19 protein-coding genes and 1 pseudogene are annotated in these 21,120 nt (G+C 68.6%); 7 read left to right on the top strand and 13 right to left on the bottom strand.

Going from position 1 to position 21,120, the window contains the following annotated elements; genetic code table 11:
* Positions 1-7: 7 nt before the first annotated feature.
* Positions 8-634 carry a substrate-binding domain-containing protein gene (locus BN940_RS15475; RefSeq protein WP_043687695.1) on the bottom strand — a complete coding sequence of 209 codons (627 nt, stop codon included), beginning with the start codon at positions 632-634 and terminating at the stop codon, positions 8-10.
* 105 nt (positions 635-739) lie between these two features.
* Here BN940_RS15475 and BN940_RS15470 point away from each other — a divergent pair, with 105 nt between their 5' ends.
* Positions 740-1,039 (top strand): helix-turn-helix domain-containing protein, encoded by a 300-nt coding sequence (locus BN940_RS15470; RefSeq protein WP_003282197.1) that lies wholly within the window; start codon positions 740-742, stop codon positions 1,037-1,039.
* A gap of 26 nt (positions 1,040-1,065) precedes the next feature.
* Here BN940_RS15470 and mobH read toward each other — a convergent pair whose 3' ends face one another.
* The 3 genes from mobH to BN940_RS15455 all read right to left on the bottom strand — a co-directional run bounded on the left by mobH (position 1,066) and on the right by BN940_RS15455 (position 4,785).
* Positions 1,066-2,910, bottom strand: coding sequence for a MobH family relaxase (gene mobH / locus BN940_RS15465; protein ID WP_043684426.1), 1,845 nt, complete (start codon positions 2,908-2,910; stop codon positions 1,066-1,068).
* A 203-nt stretch (positions 2,911-3,113) separates the two neighbouring features.
* On the bottom strand, positions 3,114-4,034 hold the full coding sequence (locus BN940_RS15460; RefSeq protein WP_043684423.1) for a nucleotidyl transferase AbiEii/AbiGii toxin family protein: 921 nt from the start codon (positions 4,032-4,034) through the stop codon (positions 3,114-3,116).
* On the bottom strand, positions 4,027-4,785 hold the full coding sequence (locus tag BN940_RS15455) for a type IV toxin-antitoxin system AbiEi family antitoxin domain-containing protein (RefSeq protein ID WP_043684420.1): 759 nt from the start codon (positions 4,783-4,785) through the stop codon (positions 4,027-4,029). Before BN940_RS15455 ends, BN940_RS15460 begins: the two co-directional genes overlap by 8 nt.
* Positions 4,786-5,014: 229 nt before the next feature.
* On the opposite strand from BN940_RS15455, the gene BN940_RS15450 reads away from it, so the two are divergent.
* Positions 5,015-5,383: a DUF3742 family protein gene (locus BN940_RS15450; protein ID WP_462676678.1), complete on the top strand. Its 369-nt coding sequence runs from the start codon at positions 5,015-5,017 to the stop codon at positions 5,381-5,383.
* Between the two features lie 84 nt (positions 5,384-5,467).
* Here BN940_RS15450 and BN940_RS20355 read toward each other — a convergent pair.
* The 3 genes and pseudogenes from BN940_RS20355 to BN940_RS15435 form a co-directional block, all read right to left on the bottom strand.
* Positions 5,468-6,200, bottom strand: a pseudogene (locus tag BN940_RS20355) (ParA family protein).
* Between the two features lie 41 nt (positions 6,201-6,241).
* Positions 6,242-6,460, bottom strand: a complete 219-nt coding sequence (locus BN940_RS15440; protein ID WP_009461157.1) for an AlpA family transcriptional regulator — start codon at positions 6,458-6,460, stop codon at positions 6,242-6,244.
* Positions 6,461-6,570: 110 nt separating this feature from the next.
* Positions 6,571-7,332, bottom strand: coding sequence for a hypothetical protein (locus BN940_RS15435; RefSeq protein WP_043684413.1), 762 nt, complete (start codon positions 7,330-7,332; stop codon positions 6,571-6,573).
* A gap of 705 nt (positions 7,333-8,037) precedes the next feature.
* Here BN940_RS15435 and BN940_RS15430 point away from each other — a divergent pair.
* On the top strand, positions 8,038-8,448 hold the full coding sequence (locus BN940_RS15430) for a helix-turn-helix domain-containing protein (protein WP_043684411.1): 411 nt from the start codon (positions 8,038-8,040) through the stop codon (positions 8,446-8,448).
* Positions 8,448-9,698 (top strand): type II toxin-antitoxin system HipA family toxin, encoded by a 1,251-nt coding sequence (locus BN940_RS15425; RefSeq protein ID WP_043684407.1) that lies wholly within the window; start codon positions 8,448-8,450, stop codon positions 9,696-9,698. The genes BN940_RS15430 and BN940_RS15425 overlap by 1 nt, the downstream gene beginning before the upstream one ends.
* Before the next feature lie 40 nt (positions 9,699-9,738).
* On the opposite strand, the gene BN940_RS19355 is transcribed toward BN940_RS15425, so the two are convergent.
* The gene (locus tag BN940_RS19355; RefSeq protein WP_162177838.1) at positions 9,739-10,128 is read right to left on the bottom strand and encodes a hypothetical protein; all 390 of its coding nucleotides are present in this window, start codon (positions 10,126-10,128) and stop codon (positions 9,739-9,741) included.
* Between the two features lie 163 nt (positions 10,129-10,291).
* Between BN940_RS19355 and BN940_RS15415 the strand changes: the two genes are divergently transcribed.
* Entirely contained in the window at positions 10,292-11,392 is a 1,101-nt protein-coding gene (locus tag BN940_RS15415) for a DUF72 domain-containing protein (RefSeq protein WP_043687690.1), read from the top strand.
* Positions 11,393-11,440: 48 nt separating this feature from the next.
* Here the strand turns inward: BN940_RS15415 and BN940_RS15410 are convergent, their stop codons facing one another.
* Positions 11,441-12,058: a DUF2165 family protein gene (locus tag BN940_RS15410; protein WP_242404212.1), complete on the bottom strand. Its 618-nt coding sequence runs from the start codon at positions 12,056-12,058 to the stop codon at positions 11,441-11,443.
* A gap of 186 nt (positions 12,059-12,244) precedes the next feature.
* Here BN940_RS15410 and BN940_RS15405 point away from each other — a divergent pair, with 186 nt between their 5' ends.
* A complete protein-coding gene (locus BN940_RS15405) occupies positions 12,245-14,104 on the top strand; it encodes an FUSC family protein (protein ID WP_052355947.1) in 1,860 nt (619 codons plus the stop codon).
* Between the two features lie 24 nt (positions 14,105-14,128).
* Here the strand turns inward: BN940_RS15405 and BN940_RS15400 are convergent, their stop codons facing one another.
* The 4 genes from BN940_RS15400 to BN940_RS15380 all read right to left on the bottom strand — a co-directional run bounded on the left by BN940_RS15400 (position 14,129) and on the right by BN940_RS15380 (position 20,158).
* Positions 14,129-15,385, bottom strand: coding sequence for a YncE family protein (locus tag BN940_RS15400; protein WP_084330732.1), 1,257 nt, complete (start codon positions 15,383-15,385; stop codon positions 14,129-14,131).
* A gap of 46 nt (positions 15,386-15,431) precedes the next feature.
* Positions 15,432-17,510: a TonB-dependent receptor gene (locus tag BN940_RS15395; RefSeq protein ID WP_043684401.1), complete on the bottom strand. Its 2,079-nt coding sequence runs from the start codon at positions 17,508-17,510 to the stop codon at positions 15,432-15,434.
* Between the two features lie 114 nt (positions 17,511-17,624).
* The gene (locus BN940_RS18085; protein ID WP_052355946.1) at positions 17,625-18,632 is read right to left on the bottom strand and encodes a helix-turn-helix transcriptional regulator; all 1,008 of its coding nucleotides are present in this window, start codon (positions 18,630-18,632) and stop codon (positions 17,625-17,627) included.
* A 455-nt stretch (positions 18,633-19,087) separates the two neighbouring features.
* Positions 19,088-20,158, bottom strand: coding sequence for a permease (locus tag BN940_RS15380; protein ID WP_052355945.1), 1,071 nt, complete (start codon positions 20,156-20,158; stop codon positions 19,088-19,090).
* Between the two features lie 381 nt (positions 20,159-20,539).
* Here BN940_RS15380 and BN940_RS15375 point away from each other — a divergent pair, with 381 nt between their 5' ends.
* The gene (locus BN940_RS15375) at positions 20,540-20,965 is read left to right on the top strand and encodes a VOC family protein (protein ID WP_043684395.1); all 426 of its coding nucleotides are present in this window, start codon (positions 20,540-20,542) and stop codon (positions 20,963-20,965) included.
* Positions 20,966-21,120: the final 155 nt, after the last annotated feature.

Raw genomic sequence — 21,120 nt, 5'->3', positions numbered from 1 at the left:
GCGTCTGTCAGGACACCAAGCGCGCGCGGCGGGCGAATCTTGCCTGGGTGTCCGACAAGGAAGCATCGCGGCGGAGCAGGTAAGCCATCACGATCGTTGGTGCGCCGGCCAGCGGCCGCACGGCGATGCCTCGGCGTAGGTAGCTCGCCAGTCTCGCGGCAGGCGCAATGGCGATCCCGTACCCGGCGGCAACCAACGTCATCGCCACATCGAATGTCTCCACCGCTTGCTCTCGCTCCTGCAGCGCGTTCTCGAACACACGCTGCACGGTCATGCGCCATGGTTCATCGGCCGTGGACTGCGAGCAGATCAAGGGCTGCTTGAGCACTTCACCGCACGGCACTTCACGGTAGGCCAGCAGATGGGAGCGCTTGGCCACGGCGACCGCCAGCGTGTCATGCCACAGCGGTTCGCATACCCAGCCAGGCCACTGCCGGGCAACCGCAGACAAGGCGAAGTCGAAGCCGTCGTCCGGCAGCTCCGCGCGTCGACCGGGATCTGTCCACCCGGCCAGGACGGCATGGGTCTCCGGCTCTTCGGCACGCTGCAGGGCGAGCACGTCGGCGAGCTGGGGAGGCACCCATTCGCCGAGGACTGCCATGCGAATTTCGGCGGTGATGTCACTCGATTCCACGTCCAGCTCCCCCAGGCGGTGAACTCGTGGCAACTGATCTCGAAGCCGTTGTATGAGTTAAGTTTAACGTGGTTTAAATCGTGACCGTGTTCGACGCTCTTGGCAATGCCAAAGCGTTCGATCCAAAGGGGCCGCCCCACCGGCACCACTACCTACGAAGCGGAACCAGCCATCGCGTTTGGGGCTGCCGTGCGGGAAGAAAGAACCAATCAGGGCATCGCTCAGGAAACGCTGGCCCACATGGCCGGCATCGAACGGTCGCACATGGGCAAGATCGAGCGCGGCGAGCATGTCCCCACGCTCCCTCTCATCCTCAAGATTGCCCGTGCGCTGAAATGCAGTTCCGCCCACTTGATGACTCTGACCGAAGCCAAGCTGGCAGAGTCGGCCCCATCCGCGGATTGAAGCCAGCCCGCACAGCGGTCGCATGCCTACGCCTGATCGTCGTCCTTGCCCCCAAGGGCTGAATCTTCGCGCTTTGCGGCCTCGTTGACGAGCCGCAGGTATGGGTTGTCTGGCGGCGTCTCCTGGAACAGCGCATCCGGGCTGGCGAGCAGGTAGCCGTGCAGCCGGCGCGACTTGCGCGGCCCCGTGACTTCGCAGGTCCAGATGTTCAGCCCGCTCGGCTGCTTGCGGTGCTGTCCCAGCTTCTCGAAGCGTTTCTGCACCCACTGCCACCCCTCCAGCTTCTCCTGCTTGGCCAGCGCGGCGACTTGAAGGTACTCCTGCGCGTAGCGCTGGAACACGCCGGGGCTGACGAGATAGGTCGTACCGGCGACGGTATGCACCAGGGCCTTGGCGTCGTTGATGATGAGCTTGCGCGTCTGGACGCTCTGACGCAGCCAGGCCATGAAGTGCGCCCCGGAGGGCTCCGCGCGATCCTGGGAAGGCGCGAGGCTCATCTGCGGCGGGGGCACGGTCGAAGGGGCCGGCTCGGCCTCGGCGACAGGGCGACTCGGGATCTCCGGTGCCGTGGGTGGAGTGGTGTCGCCCAGCAGGTCGAGCAGCGCGGCCACGCCGGTGTCTGTGGCTGCGGATGCGATCGGCGCCGTGCTCGCGGGTGCAGCTTCGGTGCCTTCCAGGCGCGACACATCGGCCACCGCCGGCGCCTGCGGCTCCGCTTGTTCCTCTTCGACCTGCACACGGCCTGCGAACGGCGCCGGCCGGTCGGCGGCATCCCAGATCATCGCCGGCGAGAGTTTCAGGAAGGTGAAGGCGTGCGACCAGCCGGCGTCGCTGGTGACGGCAGCCTTCCAGATCGCCTTGCCGTCCGGCGTCGGTTGCACGATGCCGTGATCCTGCAGCACGTTGAACACCGCCGTATTGCTCGCCGGAATGCCGTCGATGCCCTGCGACAGCAGATGCGCGCGCAGCTTGTCGGAGACGGTCTTGCTCACCAGCCACAGGGCGTCTTGGGTCAGCCAACCGTCCGCCGGGCCGGCCTGGTTCAACTTGAACGCTTCCTTAAGCAGGTAGCGCAAGCCGTCGAGCAATTTGCGTTGCAGCGCATGCTTGGGCGCCGCCAGCGCCTTGCTGGGATCGCCGCCGAGTTCCTGGGCGACCGATGCCTGGTCGGCCTGCACGACCAGCTCGCCGAGCGTGCCGGCGTGCTCGTACTGGCCGGCCAGCACGTACAGCAGCGCGGCCCAGAGGTCGGGATAGCCGCTGAGCCAGTCGAAGATGTCCCGATCGAGAAGGCGCGCGTAGAGCAGCCCGGTGGCGGCGCTGTGCAGGCGGTACTCACGCTCCTTTCGGTAACGGAAGCGGTAGGGCTTTCGCAGCGGGCCGTGCCAGGGATGCCAAACGCTGCCGTCGGCATGCTCGACGTGCAGATCGACCGCAATCTTGCCGATGTCGTGCAGCAGGGCCGCGTAGGCCGTGCCTGCGGTCCAGGCTTCGGCCTGGGCCGCCTGTGCCTCCGGCGTGACGCCCGCAGGCAGCAGGTATGACTGCCGCAGCTTCAGCGCATAGGCGACGATCTCCAGGCCGTGGTCCAGCATGCCCCCCGGATAGGCGTGGTGGTGGTTCTCGGAGGCCGGGAACTGCTGGACCAACTCGGCGTAGCGCTCCAGTGGGGCGAGGTAGAGCGTGGCGAACTGCCGGCGCGAGAGCGATGTGCGCTGCCAGATGTGTTCCAGCAGTTTCTGCCGGCGCGGCGTGGCCAGCAGCGATGCGGCCGACTCCGGCCGCATCGACCCTTTCGGAGTTTCGATGGCGGAGGTGGGCGGCGTGCCGGCGGTGGGTGGCACCCTTTTGCGCTGGAACAGCGAGAGCATGGCGAACCCCGGATGACGGGCTGCTCGGGGGCGCCTTTTGGCCTTTTCAGGATAGGGCCTTTCCCCTTGGCGCCCTTCCTTTGCCCCTTCCCAGCCCTTTGGCCTTTGTCGGAAGCTTTTGGGTATAGGGCCGCTGCTGCGCGGGTGCCACGATGAATGCGGCATGGGGCAATCCCGGCAAGCCGGAAGCTGCGGGATGTTCGTCAGCTCTGGCCCAAGCCGGTGTCGAGGGCGGCGGATTGCGCTGCGAAGTCGTCGGGACGGCGCTTGCGGAAGGTTTCGAGATTGGCGAGCTTCCAGCGCAGTGCCGGCAGTTGCGCGGCGTGCTGGCATTGCACCAGCGACCAGTCCGGTTCTGCGCGCGCCAGCCCGCTCAGAAACTGCTTGTGCGCGGTGCTCAGTCGCTGTGGCAGCTCGCGCCGCATCCTGGCGCGAGCGTCGAGCAGTGTCTCCAGGGAGCAGTCCACTTCGGTCATGCCGACAAAGGCCCGCTCGTACTCGCCGGCGATGTCCTTGTCGTTGCCGAACAGCACTTCGTGGGGCGGCCGGTTGTGGCCCGCCAGATAGATCACGAAGCACTCGACCATGCCGTCGCTGATGTCGCCCGACTCAAAGAGCTGCCACACGTCGAACAGGTCTCGGGGGTGCTGCCGATCCAGCGCGGCCACCAGCTTGCTGGCGTACAGCTCGTCCGGTGCCAGAACCGGCAGCTCGAACTCGACGCCGAACAGATCGCTGGTCTTGGCACTCAGCGGCCGCCGCTCGACGGGCAGCACGCTGCCTCGGAACACGACGTTGACCTCGATCTTCACCTGGCCGGCGTCGTTCTCGACGATCAGCTTGGTGTCCCCCAGGTCCTTGGCGCGGACCAGGCGTGTCTGCACGCCCAGTGGTGCAACGCGCGTGGCGATGGCGGCCAGCTCCTGGTTGATGGCTTGCAGCGCTTCGTCGCGCGGCGTCTGCCACGGGAGGTACACCACGTCGATGTCCACCGACAAGCGTGGCATGTCCTGCACGAAGAGGTTGATGGCCGTGCCACCCTTCATGGCGAAGATGTCGTTGGCGAACACGTCGGGCGCGACGGCCAGCAGCAGGCGAACGGTATCCGCGTAGGTCTTATCCATGAGGTCTCAGGCTCAGCAAGGTGCCGTCATCGAGCCGGCTCATCCAGCGCGTGTTGCTGCCGGTGCGAACCGGGTACTGCTCCAGCAGGGCATCGACATCCACGAGGCTGGTCTCGCGCGCCCAGGTCAGGAACAGGCGCACGGCCTTCACGCTGGCGCAGCAGGACAGCAGTTGCCCGAGCAAGTCCTTGCGGGGGGAACGCAGTCCATCGAAGAGGTTGCGGGCCTCTTCGAGGCTCTGCTTGACGCCGGCTTCGTACAGCATCTCCAGAACGGCACGCTCGGGGGCTGCCACCCGCAGATCCTCGGGCAGGCCAGGCGGCGTGGTCAGGGTCTTGCCGGCCAGCGCCGTGTCCGGCCAGTCGAACAGGCGGGCGTGGACATAGCGGGCCGGAAAGCGCGAAGTGAACCAGGCCGGCAACGCGAAGCGACCGTCGCCCCACAGCACCAGCGTCTCCCGGCTACCCAGGTTGTGCCGCACACCCTGCAGGGCCAGGGCGCTCTTGCCGCCGACGTGCAGGTCGGGCACGCGCTGTTGCAGGAACTTCAGCGCACCGTAGACCCCGAACTCATCGTTCGGGAAGGCATAGACGCCATGGGCCAGGCGCACGAGCCACCCGCCGTCGGCATAGTGGGCGGCGAGCTGGGGCGACACCCCGAACTGGCTCAGGGTGGCAAGGTCGAACGGCGCCCCGCGGGGGAGTCCCGCCTGCAGCCGCTTGATTACCTGGTGCCGAGAATTTCCGTCCATGTTATAAAAATAACACAGAATCCAATCGACCCCTAGAGCCATTGCAAGAAGTTGCAGGGAAAGTAGCATAAGGTTTGATTTATCGTGCAGAATCTAATCGACCTGCGACCCGAGCCAACCCGGCTCTGCCGGCCGCAACCCGCCCTCCTGATCGCGGTCTATGCTGGAGGGCAGGCCACGACCGGCCGCTCCGCGAGGTGAGGCACCACTGAAGCCGAGGCATATGAGCATGACCACCAACACGCACAACGGGCGCTGGAGCCACCGGCTGGGCCCGGGGGCTGGCCGTGCCTGGCGTGGATACCTGCGCCGCGAGCAGCGTGTCGCCGGCTGGCTGGTGACGCGCGGGGTGCCCGCGGGCGCGGCGACGGCGGTGCTCTGGATCGTCAAGCTCGCCGTGCTCGGTGCGCTGCTCTACTCCGCGTTCTGGCTGGCGCTGCTGCTGGCCTTTGCGGTGATCGCTGCCTGGATGGTGCGCAACGTCGATGCCGATGAAAGCAGTGATGATGACGAGCCTCAATGGCGAAACGGCCTGGACGGATACGGTCTCTACCGGGGCGAGGTACGCATCGACGGCGGCAGCGCGGACGACGAGTAGTTCGTAAGCATCCGGGGAACACACATTGACGAACGGCCGCGCGAGCGGCCGTCAGTTTTCTGGGGAGTGAGTTAACGCTGTTAACTACGCCGCCGCATCCGGTTGCCAGCAATGCGGCAGCAACTCCTCGATCCGATTGTTCGGATGCGTGGGCAGGCGTGTGAGTACGTCCTTCAGGTAGGCGCACGGGTCATGCCCATTCATCTTCGCCGATTGGATCAGACTCATGACGGCCGCCGCACGTCGACCCGCTCGCTGAGAGCCAGCGAACAACCAATTCTTGCGCCCAAGGGCGATGGGCCGGATCTGGTTCTCGATCCAGTTATTGTCGATCGGTAATCGGCCATCGCCCAGGTAGCGCGTCAGCGCCGTCCAGCGTTTCAGACAGCGCCAGGCTGGAGGCCAGTACCGCCATCTCCAGCAGCACGCTGCGCGCTCCCTGGGTATCGATCAGCAGCAGGTCGTAGTGCGACGCCAGCGCGGGGAGCAGGTGACGCAGGCGAAGCCTGCCGTCGGGCGCGTGCAGCAGCAGCGTGTTCAGTTCGCCGCGGTGGTCGTTCGAGACCACCAGGTCGAGACCCGCCACAGCGGTCTGCGAAGCCAATTGCTCGATACGCTGCTCGTTGAAGGCCAGCATCTCGTAGATACCGGCAGGCGCATGCGTGCCGAGCGTGAAGTAGCTCGACAAGGTGGGCTGTACGTCCAGGTCCAGCAGCAGAACGCGCAGCCCCGCATCGGCGATGAAGCCGCCCAGGTTCGCTGCGGTGGTCGTCTTGCCGACGCCACCCTTGGTCGAAATGATGGATACCACCTGCATGGCGCGACTCCTCGTGAAAGGGATTCCGACGCAGCGCGGGCTCACGCCCGTTCCCTGAGGCGATCGGTGATCCACTGATCGATCTCCACCGAATCCCAGCCGATGGCGCGTACCCCGAGGCGCAGGGGCTTGGGAAACTTGCCCTCCTTGATCAGGTTGTAGATGTGGGCGCGCTTGAAGCCGGTCTTGGCCTCGACTTCCGCGCGGCGCAAGATGCGGTGTTCGTTCGGAGTCGCGGTGGCGATGGTCTGGGCAGTCACGAGGGGCACTCCTTGGCGCTGTGTAGCGACGGTGATGGACGTGCCCCGTATTCAATAGCGCTGTTCCCGCGCAGTCACCGCAAGTGCAGGCATGCCATCTGCACTTGCAGTCAGCGGTCCTGGGTGGCGAGATGACGCTTGGCTGCCGAAAACTTCGCCCACAGCGTTCGCTCGCTGATCCCGGACTTGTCGCCGTAGTGGGCAACCAGCGCACTGATGACCGATTCCAGCGTCTCGAAAGACGAATAGGGAATGCCATTGGGCGACTTGCCCAACAGCAGGGTCAGAAGGCCGCCGACGATGTTCAGGTAGGTGGACTCACTGCGGGCGCCCGGCATCCCGGAGCGCTTCTCGCGTTCCGCGCGTGCCTGGTGCTCCTGGCTGAGCGTCTGGAACTGGGCATAGAGCGCATCCCAGGCTTGCACCCTGTCGGCAAGCTGGAGCTTCAACGCCTCGCGATCCATGACCAGTGCCTGCACGGCGTCGACGCTGATAGCCGGGTGCAGGTGGCGCTCGAAGGCATCGAACAGGAAGGCCGGTCGCTGGTCGGGATAGAAGCGGATCATCCAGGCCTTCAGGTCGACGTGGCGGATCGTGAGGCCAGGGTCATCGAGCAAGGCGGGGTCGTTGCTCGTGATGCCGTCCTTGCCGTAGGGGAGGTCGAAGTGCACCAGTGCGTCGTAGATCCGTTCCGCGTTGAGACGAAGCTGTGGCCAGCGTGCCAGTTCGGGGTGCTCAGGCAAGCGGTTCATCCCCTTGGCGACACCGAGGATGCGGCGCTCGAAGCGCGACAGCCCCGCCCACTGGATGGCCGCCTCGATCGGACGGTAAAAGACCTTGGCTTGGGGGCCGGATGAAGGTGGCTTTCGCATGGCTGCTCCCAGGTAACCGGAATCAGGACATCTGTTTCCCTCGTTGATTGGAATCGCTGCCGGGTGCGCCTTCACGTCGCGAGACGGTGGCGGCTTGGCTTGTGGGAAAGGCCGGGATGACGGATGTTCACCAGCCGCCGCCTGTCGATATGGCGCTTGTCCAACAGCACCGAGCCTCTGCGTCGCGGTATGCTTCGAGGGGTTGACTGCCCATGGCAGGATGGCTCGATAACGAGGTTTTGCTACAGACGCCATCGAGGCGAAAGACGGATTTGGTCTTCTCGCGTTAGAGCCTGGTTGTCACCGGCGTGCAAGACAGCGACGGTCTGTCAGCAGACGCGGTTCGGGCGGAATCAGGTGTGGTGATGCCGCTTAGACGGGGTGCGACGAGGTTTCGGGCAAGACCCCAGCGGTCTGCCTCCAGATCGACAAAGCATGACTCCCCGTTTCTCTCACGCGTGCGAAAGAGCCGTTTGGTGGCTCCTGCGACGGAATCGAGCGGTGAAGAGGTGAGATCACCCGTCGGATTTCATAGGGTGCTGGCAGCCCGCTGATACCTCCCCCCGAACAGGACCGCTCGCAATGGAGCGGCGCGGTCACCAGAACTGCAAGAGGCAGGCATGGGCTAGATTGACTGCCCTCCATTTTTGCGTTCAAATATGAATGCTTATTTGAAAAATAAGCTCACATTTGAGGCGATAAAAGATGTCTTCTTCCGAGCAAAAACGTTCTGGCGCGCAGGTGGCGATGCCGCAGCCTGTCGCGCGCGCGCTGCGCCGCTTGGGGCAGGACATCTCGGCAGCGCGGCGCATGCGCCGCCTGAGCCAGGAAGACCTTGCGCAACGCATCGGCACGTCCCTGAGCACCGTCAGGCGCATGGAAGATGGCTATGCCGGCACCGCGCTGCACACCTTCCTGCGCGCGCTGCACGTGCTGGGCCGGCTCGATGACCTGGCCCAGGCGATGACCCTGGAGAACGATGCGCTCGGCATGGAACTGGTGCGGGAGCAACTGCCGCAGCGGGTACGCACCTCTGCCGGCAGGAAGCGGCAGGCGGGACCCGTCGTCGGCAAAGGCGATGCGCCCGCGCCTGCCGATGACCTGGAGGGTTTTTGATGGCAGCGCCTCGGCCCACACGACGTCCGGACCTCGAAGTCCACCTGGGGGCGAGCGGCCTGGTCGTGGGGCGCCTGCATCTGGGCAGCGGCCGGCGCAGCGCGTTCAGCTACGACGAAGGCTGGCTGCGTGATGCCCGTTTCTTCACGCTGTCGCCCGATCTCCAGCCGGTGGCCGGCGTGCAGCATCCCCGGCAGGTGTTCTTCCTCGCGCTGGAGGACACCGCGCCCGACGCCTGGGGCGAGCGCGTCATCCGGCGCGCCCATGCGAAGCTGCGGCAGGAAGACCGCGACACGCCTGCACTGGACCCGGTGGACTTCGTGATGTGGGTGGATGACGAGGCGCGCGTCGGTGCGCTGCGCCTGTTCGATCCGCAATCTGGCGCCTACCTGCGCGCCGGAGGAGCGAACCGGCATGTGCCACCGCTGGTGGAACTGGACAAGGTGCTCCACGCGGCCCGCGCCCTGGAAGACGGAACGGAAAGCGTGCAGGACCTGCGCTACCTGCTCGGGCAAGGCACGTCGCTGGGAGGGGCCAGACCGAAGTCCACGGTGCGGGACACCGATGGCCGCCTGGCGGTCGGCAAGTTTCCCAGCCAGGCGGATCGGCGCGACGTGATCCGGGGCGAAGTGCTGGCCATGCAACTGGCGGACAAGGCCGGCATTCGCGTGGCTCCGGCGCGTGTGGAAGTGATCGGCGGCACGGCGGTCGCCATCATCCGGCGTTTCGACCGCACCGACGATGGCGCTCGCATCCCCTACGTGTCGGCCGCGACGATGCTCCAGTCCGATGGCCGCGATGCGACGCACGCCTACACCGAACTGGTGGACGTGCTGTTGCAGGCAGGCGCCGATCCGATTGCCGAAATCCATGAGCTGTGGCGCCGGCTGGTCTTCAACTTCCTGATCTGCAACACCGACGACCACCTGCGCAACACCGGCTTCCTGTACGACGCGCGCCAGCGCGGCTGGCGTCTGTCTCCGGCCTTCGACCTGAACCCGATGCCGGGCGACCGTCGGGAGAGCAAGACCTGGCTGACCGAGGACACCGGCGTCATCGACAGCCGGGACATGCTGATGGCTGCGGCGCCGTACTTCAGGCTGGATGCGGTGCAAGCGGGGGCGATCTGGAGCGAAGTGGCCCAGTCCGTGGCGGGCTGGCGTGCGGTGGCGCGGGGATTGGGCATGCGCGGCACCGACCTGCAGGACTTCGAGCCAGCCTTTGCCCAAGAGGGCGGGGCTGGTACATAATCTGGCCTGATTCCGTAGCGCCAACGGAATAAACCCATTATCAATCAACGATTTGAGTGCGGCGTGATGTTCCCATCACCCGCTCCAGTCCTGCTTCCTGGCGGACGGGCATATGCCGGTCCCGCCATCCCGACGTGGAGATCTCGAGGTGCATCTGGGGGCCGGCGGCCAAGTCATCGGGCGGCTGCTTCTGGGCAGCGGCAAGCGCAGCGCGTTCAGCTACGACGAGCGGTGACTGGAGGATCCGCGCTTCTTCACCTTGTCGCCCGATCTGCTGCCGGTCCTGGGTGTCCAGCATCCTCAGCAGGTGCTTGTTCGTGCGCTGGAGGATACCGCCCCGGATGCGTGGGGTGAACGCGTGATCGGGCGTGCCCATGCGAAGTCGCGGCAGGAGGATCGCGGCACGCCCGCCCTTGGTGGAACTGGACAAGGTCCTGCAGGCGGCTCGTGCGCTGGAGACCGGCACGGAGAGCGCGCAGGATCTTCACTACCTGCTCGGCCAAGCATGGCGCGCACCGGCTGAACGTTCGCCGCGTCCTGATTCTTGCGGCATTGGAGTACCCTTTCGCCTGTCACAATGCGGTATGACGAGCATGCAGGGCGATCTTTTCGGGGACGCTGTTTCCCCGCTTCCAGTCAAGCCGGCCGAACTGCCGGCCGATGCGGCGTCTCCCGCGGACGCCCCGCCCGCCGTCCGCCGCGGCACGGGCAGGGTGCGTCCGGCGCCCGCCGGGGAGGACTGGCGCGGGCTGGCGCAGCGGCTGCCGAGGCAGTTGCGTTTCGGGGTCTCCACCTGGTCCTATCCGGGCTGGGAGGGCCTGGTCTGGGACGGGGAGTACGATCCCGGCACCTTGTCCAAGCATGGCCTGGAGGCCTACCATCGGCATCCGCTGCTGCGCACGGTGTGCGTGGACCGCACCTTCTGGCGCCCGCTGACGGCCGGCCAGTATGCCGCTTACGCGGCTCAGGCCGACGAGGATTTCCGTTTCGTCGTCAAATGTCCGGCCAGCGTCACCGATGCCCAGGTGCGCGGCGACGAGGGCAAGGCGCTCAAGTCCAATCCGGACTTTCTCGATCCGCGTCTGGTCGTCGAGCATTTCGTGCAGCCGACGCTCGCGGGCCTGGGCGCCAAACTCGGCGTGCTCGTCTTCCAGCTGAGCCCTCTGCCCTGGGGCTGGCTCGGGCGCTCGGGAGCGCTGCTGGGCGGGCTGGGCCGGATGCTGGCCGCCGTCCGGGAGGCCCTGCCGGCGGACGCCCCCGTGATCGTCGCCGTGGAAGTCCGGGATCCGGAGCTCCTGGGGCGGACGCTGGTGGACACGCTGAAGGCGCATGGCGCCACTTTCTGCCTGGGCCTGCATGGCAAGATGCCGCCGATCGAGGCGCAGCTGCCCATGTTGCGCGCGCTATGGCCGGGTCCGCTGGTCTGCCGGTGGAACCTGAATCGCATCTTCGGCCCGTATGGCTATGCCGACGCGCAGAAGAAGCACGGTCCGTTCAATGCCATTGTCAGCGAAGACCCCCACACGCGTGCCGTGCTTGCGCGCACCATCCACGGCGTCACGGGCGCGGGCCAGCCGGCCTACGTGACGGTCAGCAACGATGCCGAGGGCTGCGCGCCGCTGTCCATCCAGAAGCTCGCGCTTGCGGTCGAGGCCGAGCAGGAGGCCAGCCGCCGCGCGAAGGCGTCGCCGTAGCAGTCCGTTTCAGCCGCCTGTTTCCGTCGCCCGTTTCCGCCGCCCGTTTCAGCCGCCGCTCGGCCGCGAAGGTCCCCGCTGCTCGTCCACCAGCAGCACGATCAGCACCAGCATGGCGCAGGTGAGGAACATCACCGCCTTGGCCTGCCCGTTCCAGATGGGGGACTGCCACATGCAGAACCATTCGCCGCCGATGAGGACGAAGCCCACGAAGTAGGTCAGGAAGACCAGGGTCAGCCCGCAGGCCGCGATCGCCTTGGCGCGGATGAAGCGGTCGCGGGAGCGCCAGGCACGGAACAGGCGGATCGCGCCCAGCAGGCACAGCGCGCCCATGGTCCATTCCGCGGCGATGATCAGCCAGTAGACCGCCGTCTGCAGCCTTTCGTCGGTGATGGCGCGGTGCTTGAGCGCGTTGTCGGGGAACACCGTGTCCATGGATAGGACGTGCCGCACGAACTGCCAGTTGGCGTCGTAGTCGACGACGTTGTTGAAGGCGACGAGCAGGGCCCACAGGCCGATGGCAAGCACCATGCCGGCCTTGAGCACGCGGATCGTCGCCTGTGCGTCCAGCGGCTCGCGGTCGGGGAGCATGTGGTCGGAAGGGAGGCGATCGGGAGGCCTGCGATCGGGAGGCGTACGGCCGTGGGGATGCGTGTCGTGCGTCATGCGGGAATCCGTCCGGAATTGGGTTCGCGCCCGCGGGCCGCCGTGCGGGGCGCGTCATGGATAGCGATTCTACAGATTTCAAGGGCGGAGCCGACGCGCGCGCAGCGAGTTTGCACTGTGGCCGGCCCGTTGCCGGTTTATAGTGGCTGCGCCTTCTTCGTGATCCAACTAGGGAATGCGGTCCTCATGCCCCCGACTCCATCCGCTCCGCCGTCGCCCACCGTCCAGCTGGCCGCGCTCTTCAAATTGCGGCCGGCCGGCCGCCGCTGGCCCTTCGCCGCGCGCGCGGCCCTGTGCATGGGCGTGCCGGTGCTGGCGGGGTGGCTGGGCGGCGACGTGGCCGCGGGGCTGATGGCCACCATCGGGGCCTTCACCGCGCTCTATGGCGGCGACCGTCCCTACCTGAACCGCGCGGTCCATCTCGGCGTGGTCGCGGTCTCCTTCGCCCTGGCGGTGATGCTCGGAGTGTGGGCCGCCGAATGGCCGGCGATGATGGTGCCCGCCATCGTCCTGATCGCCGTGGCCGCCACCTTCCTGTGCAATGCGCTGCGGGTCGGGCCGCCGGGCGCCTACATGTTCGCGCTGGCCTGCGCCGCGGGCACGGGCATGCCCGTCAACCACCTGTCCGTCGTCCAGGTCGGCCTGCTGGTCTTCGCCGGCGGGGCGTTCGCCTGGGCGGCGCACATGGCGGGCGCGCTGGTCCGGCCGCGGGGGCCGGAACGGGCGGCGGTCGTCGCTGCGGCGCAGGCGGTCGCGCGGTTCGCGGAGACGGTGGGCACGCCGGCCGAGGACGGCGCCCGCCACGCGGCCGCGCTGGCGATGCACCACGCCTGGACGGTGCTGACGGCCTACCAGCCCGCGCGCCCGCGCCCGGATGGCGCGCTCAGCCGCCTGCGCGCGCTCAATCGGGAACTGCACCTGCTGTTCGCCGGCATCATGAACGCTTCCGCCGGCCTGGCGCCGGAACGCGCCGCCGGTCAGGCGCGCTCGATCGCGGCCCGCGCGCGGGAAGGCGGCGCCGGGGAGGACCGCGCGGATCCCGGCCATGTGCCGCTGGGCCATCGCGGCGTGCTGGACTCGCTGCGGGAAAACCTGCGGCCCGGGTCGCCGGCCCTGCTGGCGGCCGCCCGCATCGGCGCCGCGACGGCCATCGCCGGCCTGATCGGCGGCGCGCTGGGGATGGAGCGCGCCTACTGGACCATGGCGGCGGCCGTCCTGATCCTGCACCAGGGGCTGGGCTGGACGCGCAGCCTGCAGCGCGGCATCGAAAGAATGAGCGGCACCCTCGTCGGGCTGGTCCTGGCGGGCGGCATCCTGGCCATCCATCCCGAGGGGCCATGGCTCGTCGTGACGCTCATGCTGCTGCAGTTCGTCATCGAGGTGATGGTGATCCGCAACTATGCGCTGGCGGTGGTGTTCATCACGGCCGCGGCCCTGACGATCGCCACGGGCGGGCATCCGGTGCCGGACATCGCGCACATGCTGTGGGTACGCGGCGAGGACACCTTCATCGGCTGCGCAGCCGGGCTGGCGATCCTGGCCGCGATGACGCCTCGCTCCGTGCGGCTGCGCATCCCGCGGGAACTCGTCAACACGCTGGTGGCGCTGAAGCGCGTCCTCGCGCATGCCGCCCGGGGCGAGGTCACCACCGGCGCCGCCCGGCGGGCGCGCCGCGACCTCCAGCACCGCGCGATCGTCCTGCTGCAGGCCTACGAGTCCGGCGTCGACGCCACGCCGCGGCATCGCGCCGCCGCGGAGCGGTCCTGGCCCATGGTCATGGCCGCGCAGCGCCTCGTCTACCGCGCGCTGTCCGTGTGCTGGTCGCTGGAGAACGCCGGTGCGGACGCGCCCGGGCTGGCGCGCACGCTGTTCGGCGCGGACGGCGCGCGCGAGATCGGCCGCGCGCTGCTCATGCTGGCCACCGCGATTCGCGCGGGCACGCCGCCCGCGCCGATCGGCCCCCTGCCGGCTTGCCTGGACGGGGAAGTGCGGAACCTGCGCGATTCGCTGGTGTATGCCGGGACGGGCGCCGCGGCCCGGATCTGAGCCCGCGGCGCCGGGAGCGCCCCGCTATGGAACGGCGATGCGCACCACGCTTTCCGGCTCGCCGGCCTTCTTGCGTTCGCCGTCGTTCTTGATCGTCGCGTACAGCGTGCCGCGCGCCTCGTCCAGGGCCAGGCCGTTGGGATGGGGCGGCATGGGCAGGGTCTGCAGCAGCCGGTAGCCGTCCGTATCATAGACCGTGATCGAGCCCGCGCCCTTGTCCGGCCGGACGCCGCCGCGGTTGGTGACATAGAGGCGGTGGCGGCGGGCGTCGTGGCGCAGCGCGATGGGGACCTCGCCGGCCGGCATGTCGGCCAGGGTGCGGCCGGTGTCGGCGTCCAGCGCGAACACGCGGTGCCCGGGGCTGCGGCGGCGGTATTCGCGCTCCAGGTGGTTGTTGCGCCATTCGTCGCGGTCGATGCCCTGGTCCACGCCGAACAGGCGGTTGGTCCGCGCATCGTAGGCCAGATTGAGCAACTGGTCGGCCTGGACTTCCAGCGTCCGCGTGATCTCCAGCGTCCGCGCGTCGACGGTCATCACCTGCCCGCGCATGTTGGAGACGAAGACGCGGCCGCCGGCCTCGTCCAGCGCGATGCCCACGGCGTTGTAGCCGAAGCCGGGGACGATCTTCTCCAGTTCCAGCGTGCGCGTGTCGATGACGAACAGCACGCTGTCGAAACCCAGCCCCAGGCCGGGCGCGAACAGGCGGTCGGTGCGGCTGTCGAGCACCATTTCGCGCAGCTTGTAGGGGTAGTCCCTGGAGACGCCGAATTTCTTGAGTTGCTCCAGCAGGAAGGCCGTGCGCGGGGCCGACAGCCCGTGGGCCGCGTAGGCCTGCCTGAAATCGACCTTCTCCATGACCGGGATGCGCTTGAGGACGCGGTTGCGCCCGGTGTCCACGACGGTGATGGCGCCATTGAAGCCCTGGGTGAGGTACAGCCGGCCGCCGGCGTCGTCCAGCGCCACGCCGAAGCCCTTGCCGTCGAGCGGGATGCGCGCCTGGACGTCCAGCGTATTCGGGTCCAGCCGCAGCACCGCCGAGCGGCTCTCGTCCTTCCAGTCCGGCGCGGATACGAAGACCGCGCGCTGCCGGGGGCTGTGGGCCAGTTCGACCATGTCGGCCGCGAGGAGCCGGCGCAGGATGTCCCGCGCTTCGATGAGGGCATGCGCCGCCGGGCCGGTGCGGGCGTCGGCCAGGGTCGAGGGGACGCCGGGCGTGCCGCAGGCGGCCAGGCCGGCCAGGGCCAGCAGGCCGAGCGTCAGCCGCAGGGAGCGAGGGGGCATGGTGGGGCGTGTTCCGTGTGCGTTCAGGGAGCGGCGGGCGGGCCCGTCAGAAGGTGATCCGGACGCCGGCGCCGAATTCGCGTGGCGGCGGCATGGAGCCCGCGATGCCGCGGACCGTGCGATCGTCGAAGAACCAGGTGGGCGAGCGGTCGTCGAAGAGGTTGTCGACGTAGGCGAAGACTTCCGTGTGCTTGTTCACCGCGTAGCTCAGGCGCGCGCCGGCCACGGTGCGGGGATCGACCTCGTAGGCGGCGATGTTCTCGTCCGTGGAGTGGTAGCCGGCGGTGTGCCGGACGTCGACGTCCAGGGTCAGGCGGGCGGTGGCCCGCCACTGCGCGCCCAGGCTCAGCGTGTAGCTCGGCGCGCGTCCGAAGCGCTTGCCTTCCAGCACGCCGCTGCCGTCGGAGAAGCGGTCGATGCGGGTGTGCAGCAGGCCCACGCCGCTCTTGAGCCGCAGCGAGTCCAGCACCTGGTGGTCCATGGCGAGCTCCAGCCCGTAGGAGCGGGCCTTTTCGGCATTGACGACGATGGCGCCGTACAGCACGCCGTTCAGGTAGTCGGGCAGCAGGCGCTGCGAATCGCGGAAATCGCTGTAGAACAGGTTGCCGGTGAGGTTCATGCGGCCGTCCAGCAGGCTGGCGCGGCCGAACAACTCGTAGTTCCACACGGTTTCCTCGTCGAAGGGCACGATGCGCGCCTGCGCGAAGCTCAGGCCGACCCCGCCGGGGTTGTAACCCTTGCTGATCAGGGCGCCCACGGTGACCTGGGGCGTCAGGTCGTAGGCCAGCGACACCTTGGGCAGCACGGCGCTGAAGGTCTGGTCGTAGGCCATCGGCGTGCGCGCGTAGGGCGTGGTGCCGTGGCGCCGGACGTGGTCGCGCTGGTAGCGCAGGCCGGTCGTCAGCCGCCAGCGCTCGGCCAGGCGGCGGTTGATCTCCGCGTAAAGACCGAGGTTGCGCTTCCCGTCGTCGAACTGCGACACGCCGCGGATGGTCAGGCGGTCGTCCGAGTCCGTCCGGTTGTAGAACAGCCCGGCCACCCCGCTCCAGTCGGAGGCCTCCGTGCCCCAGTTGATGCGGGTCTCGTTGGAGACGTTGCGCTGCTCGATGTCGGCGCCGCCGTTGCTCGGCGGCTCGGTGATGCGCCGGACCGACAGGTCGGTGAATTCGCTGCGGTTGAACAGCCGCACGCCGCCGCCCAGCTCGTAGCTCACGTCGCCGATGATGGTGTTCGCCCGCTGGCGGAAGCTGGGCATGGAGGCGGTGCGGCTCTCGTAGTCGCCGTAGGGCGTGGAGGCGGCCTCGGACGTGGGGCGGTTGTGCTGGGTGTGCGCGAACGTCAGCTTCGCCTCCAGGCCGGGCAGGGCGTCGGGCAGCCAGAGCAGCTTCATGCGGGTGCTGAGCGAACGGAAGTTCTGGTCGCTGTCGCCCTGGGCGAAGCCGGGGTTCACGTAGTCGATGAAGGTGTCGCGCCCGGAGTAGTCGACCGTCAGCCGGGCGGCGAGCTGGTCCTCGATCAGGGGGCCCGACACCATGGCGGAGCCGCGCCGCAGGTTGCCGCTGCCGATCAGGGCCTGCGCCGCGCCCTCGGGGTGGAAGGTGGGGTCCTTCGTCTTCACGATGACGGCGCCGGCGATGCTGTTGGCGCCCTGGGTCGAGGTCTGCGGCCCGCGGAACACTTCGATGCCGTTCACGTCCCAGATCGAGGCGGCCCCGAACACCAGTTCGTAGTAGCTCAGATAGCGGCCGTCCACGTTGACGGTCGCGCGCGGGATGGTGCCGCCCAGGAACGCGCTGGCGCCGAAATTCGGGCCCTGCGTGTCCTGCCCGCGGATGACCGGTGCGCCGACGGTGTCCGGGAAGATGAGGTTGGGCGTGCCCTTGATCACGTCGGCGACGGAGGCGGCGTCGATCCTGCGCTCGATCGCCTCGGCGTCCAGCGAGGTCACCGAGGCGGCGGTGCGCTGCAGGCTGCGGTCGATGCGCTCGCCGCTGACCACGATGCTGTCGAGCGCCGGGACGCGGCCTGGGGAGGCGTCCTGGGCCCAGGCGCAGGCCATCGAGACGGACAGGAGCAGGGGCGCGCCCGCCGCGCGCCGCGCCATCGGGCGGAAGGAAAGGGACATGGTGCGGATTATGGTGAGAATGAGACTCGTTCGTCGGTGCCGCAGTATCGTCCCTTCCGGCGGGCCGGCCGGCTCCGGGCGGGAAATGTTCCGCTCCGGGACGGAAAAAATGTTTCAACGCACGCTGGAGGGCGGGCAGCCGAATTCGCGCCGGAACGCCTGGGAGAACTTGCCCGCGTGCAGGTAGCCGCAGAGCTGGGCGGTTTCCTGCACGGTGTACCGGCGCGATTCCAGCAGGTCGCGCGCGTGGCGCATGCGCAGGCTGCGCAGGTAGGCGGCGATGGTCTGGCCGGTGTGCTGGCGAAAGCGCATCTTCAGGTAGCACTCGTTGGTGCCCGCGCGCCGGGCCAGTGCCGCGATGGTCAGCGGCTGGTCCCACTCGGCGTGCAGGATGTCCAGCGCCGCGTCCAGGGTGTCCCGGTCCCGCCGGGAGGCCGGCGCCAGCCCCCGGGCGGGGCTCGACGGGTGGGCCGACAGCAGGCGCAGCAGCATGTCCAGGCTCAGGGATTCCAGCGCCAGCGCCGCCAGCAGGGAGCCGCCGGGCCGCAGCCCGAGCAGGCGCCGGCCCAGCCGGCACAGCTCGGCGCCCGTGCGCGGATCGGGCCGGAAGACGAAAAGCGCGCCTTCCCGGCCGAGCCACGGCGGCGCGAGGCCCTGCGCCTGCAGGGTGTCGAGCATGGCGCGCGGCATGTCCAGGGCGACGCCCGCCTGCGCCTGCCCGCCGGGGATGCGGTTGCGGACCGGTCCGGGGTCGGCGAGGCGGGCCACGACGCTGCCCGCCCCGACGGATGATTCGCCGCCGGCATGGGCCAGGGCGCCCGTGCCTTCGAGCAGCAGGCCCAGCCGCACGTTATCGGGAAACCGGGTCTGTTCTTCCTCGAACGCCTGCCGGAACCGGCAGCGCAGGCGCGTGATCAGCAGGCCGTTGCCGAATTCATGCATGTCCGTCCAGCCGCTGCCGGCCGGCGGCGGAATGCGGTAGCCGTGCGCCCGCGGCCCGCCGCGGGCCGGGTCGGCCGGCGGGAGGGGCGCGGGCGCGAAGCGGGACGGGCGCGCGTCGAGGTCGCGGCCGTAGGTGTCCAGCACGGAGCCCGGATCGTGGACGGGGGCGGGGCTATCCATAGGGGGATTATATGATGATATGAAATGATTCTCATTACGCATCAATCGGGCGGAATCGGGCGGGATGGGCGGATGGAACGGATGGAACGGATGGAGCGGATGAGGTGGAGGAGGCGGATGAGGCGGATGAGGCGGATGAGGCGGATGAGGCGGGCTCTGGCAGGGTCGGCCCACCGGACATCGGCTTGCCGACGTGGGCGGGACATGAGCGAACCCATCACGGACCCGTCCGATTTCCGCCGCCAGCGCGCCCGAGGCATCGTCGCCATCGCGGCCGCCTCGCCGATCGCCGCCGGGCTCTGGCTCGGCATCGGTCGCCGCATTCCTGCTGGCCGAGGCGGCCCTGTTCCGGGGCACGCAGCTGCAAGAGACTTCCGGCGGCTGACGGCGGGAAGCGCTGCCGTTGCGCCTGCGGGCATGCGCCCCGGCCCTGCGGGCATGCGGCCCGGCAGGCCCTATCCGCCGAACCCCAGCGCGATCGCCAGTCCGCCGCCGATCACGCCCAGCGCGACCACGCCCAGGACCAGGACGGCCAGTTCCGAGCGCCGGAACGAGCGGCTGACCATGGCCAGGGATGGCAGGCTGACCGGCGGCAGGGTCACCAGCAGCGCGGCCGCCGGCCCCACCCCCACGCCCAGCGCCAGCAGGGCCTGGACGATGGGCACTTCGCCGGCGGTCGGGATGACGAACAGGGTGCCGACGAGCGCGGCGCCCACGATCCACAGCAGGCCGTTGTCGATGCTGAAATCCAGCACGGGAAACAGCCAGGCGCGCGCGGCGCCCAGCAGCAGCACCAGGACCAGGTATTCGGGCAGCAGCCGCAGCGCCATGCCGGCAAAGGCCCGGGCCCAGCGCCGCAGGACCTGGCCCGGCTGGAAATACGCCGGGTCGGTTTCAAAAGCCGGCGGCGCGGAATCGCCGGCCGGCGCGCAGTCCGCCCGGCTCATGCGGTTCAGCGCCCAGCCCAGGCCCAGCACCATCGCCAGCCCCAGCGCGAGGCGCAGGCCGGCCCAGTGCCATCCCAGGACGAAGCCCATGAAGACCAGGGTGGCGGGGTTGAGCATGGTGTTGCCCAGCCAGTAGGCGGCCGTGCTGCCCGGGGCGGCGCGGCAGTGGCGCAGCCCGGTGATGACGGGAGCGGCGCAGCAGGTGCACATCATGCTGGGGATGGACAGCAGGCCGCCCGTCACCACGCCGCCGGCGTCCGGCCGGCCCAGCCAGCGCTCGATCCAGCGCGGCGGCAGCAGGGTCTGGATGGCGGAGCCCAGCAGCAGCCCCAGCAGCAGGGCCTTCCAGATGGCCAGGCCGTAGGCCTTGGCGTAGTCGAGCGCGGCGTGCAGCGAGGGCGCGGGCGGGGCGTCCTGGCCGCCCGTCAGGATGGAGGTGCCGATGGAATGCGTCTGGGCGGCCGTGAAGGCGCGGTCGTAGTACGGCGCCCACTTGACGTAGAACAGGCCGGCCAGGGCGATCAGCGCCACCAGGGCGATGCTCCAGGCAGGGTGGCGGACAGGGCGGGACGGGCTCACCGCGGCCTCCGCGAAGCAGGACGGCGGACGGGCGATGCGGAAAGGCGGATCATGGGGAGGATCGGGGTGACGCGAAGCTGGAATCATAAACCATCGTTCGCCGCCGGCCCTCGTGGGTGCGCCATGGCGTCCGGCCTGGATGATGCCTGGGGGGGGCCCGGCTTGCATCTGGATCGCGTCTGGATTGCATCTGCGGTGCATCCGAGGCGCATCTGCGGTGCGTCTGAGGCGCATCTGCGGTGCATCTGAGGCGCATCTGGATCGCACCGGGATTGCGTCCGGATGGTGCATTCCCGGATCCGCTTCTACAATCGTTGAAACCGCGATCATTCGGAATCGAATCCTTTCGGACCCGAACCCCCTCGTTCCCTGGAGCCTTCCATGAGCCTGTCTCCCTTCCATCTGGCCATCCCCGTGTACGACCTGCCCGCCGCCCGCCGTTTCTACGGCGAGGTCTTCGGCCTGGAAGAAGGCCGGTCCAGCGCGCAGTGGGTGGACTTCAATTTCTACGGCCACCAGCTGGTGATCCACGAGCATCCCCGCACGGCGTCGCAGGAACACGCCCACACCAATCCGGTGGACGGGCACGACGTGCCGGTGCCGCACTTCGGCATCGTCCTGGAATGGGACCAGTGGGAAGCCCTGGCGGAACGCCTGAAGTCCTTCGGCACGAAGTTCGTGATCGAGCCCTACGTCCGCTTCAAGGGCCAGGTGGGCGAGCAGGCCACCATGTTCCTGCTCGATCCCTGTGGCAACGCGCTGGAATTCAAGGCGTTCAAGGATCTCGGCCAGCTGTTCGCCAAGTAGGCGCCAGGCCCCGCACGCCCGGGACGATCCCGCTCGCATGCGGGAAGCCCGTCGGCTCCGATTCGGAGCGCGGATGCGGGGCGGGGACGCGGAGCTGGGGCTCGACAACGGGATGCGGCGCCAGGACGATCCGGTCACGCGCGCCGTGCCTACGC

This window comes from Castellaniella defragrans 65Phen, from assembly GCF_000612685.1.
Lineage (GTDB): Bacteria > Pseudomonadota > Gammaproteobacteria > Burkholderiales > Burkholderiaceae_B > Castellaniella > Castellaniella defragrans.
The sequence above is the reverse complement of the archived record's forward strand: the minus strand, read 5'-3'. Positions and strand labels throughout refer to the sequence as shown.

Coding starts and splice junctions, on each gene's coding strand:
- BN940_RS15470 (WP_003282197.1), top strand. CDS start 740: ATGCCAAAGCGTTCGATCCAAAGGGGCCGCCCCACCGGCACCACTACC.
- mobH (WP_043684426.1), bottom strand. CDS start 2,910: ATGCTCTCGCTGTTCCAGCGCAAAAGGGTGCCACCCACCGCCGGCACG.
- BN940_RS15460 (WP_043684423.1), bottom strand. CDS start 4,034: ATGGATAAGACCTACGCGGATACCGTTCGCCTGCTGCTGGCCGTCGCG.
- BN940_RS15455 (WP_043684420.1), bottom strand. CDS start 4,785: ATGGACGGAAATTCTCGGCACCAGGTAATCAAGCGGCTGCAGGCGGGA.
- BN940_RS15450 (WP_462676678.1), top strand. CDS start 5,015: ATGACCACCAACACGCACAACGGGCGCTGGAGCCACCGGCTGGGCCCG.
- BN940_RS15435 (WP_043684413.1), bottom strand. CDS start 7,332: ATGCGAAAGCCACCTTCATCCGGCCCCCAAGCCAAGGTCTTTTACCGT.
- BN940_RS15430 (WP_043684411.1), top strand. CDS start 8,038: ATGTCTTCTTCCGAGCAAAAACGTTCTGGCGCGCAGGTGGCGATGCCG.
- BN940_RS15425 (WP_043684407.1), top strand. CDS start 8,448: ATGGCAGCGCCTCGGCCCACACGACGTCCGGACCTCGAAGTCCACCTG.
- BN940_RS15415 (WP_043687690.1), top strand. CDS start 10,292: ATGCAGGGCGATCTTTTCGGGGACGCTGTTTCCCCGCTTCCAGTCAAG.
- BN940_RS15410 (WP_242404212.1), bottom strand. CDS start 12,058: ATGACGCACGACACGCATCCCCACGGCCGTACGCCTCCCGATCGCAGG.
- BN940_RS15405 (WP_052355947.1), top strand. CDS start 12,245: ATGCCCCCGACTCCATCCGCTCCGCCGTCGCCCACCGTCCAGCTGGCC.
- BN940_RS15400 (WP_084330732.1), bottom strand. CDS start 15,385: ATGCCCCCTCGCTCCCTGCGGCTGACGCTCGGCCTGCTGGCCCTGGCC.
- BN940_RS15395 (WP_043684401.1), bottom strand. CDS start 17,510: ATGTCCCTTTCCTTCCGCCCGATGGCGCGGCGCGCGGCGGGCGCGCCC.
- BN940_RS18085 (WP_052355946.1), bottom strand. CDS start 18,632: ATGGATAGCCCCGCCCCCGTCCACGATCCGGGCTCCGTGCTGGACACC.
- BN940_RS15375 (WP_043684395.1), top strand. CDS start 20,540: ATGAGCCTGTCTCCCTTCCATCTGGCCATCCCCGTGTACGACCTGCCC.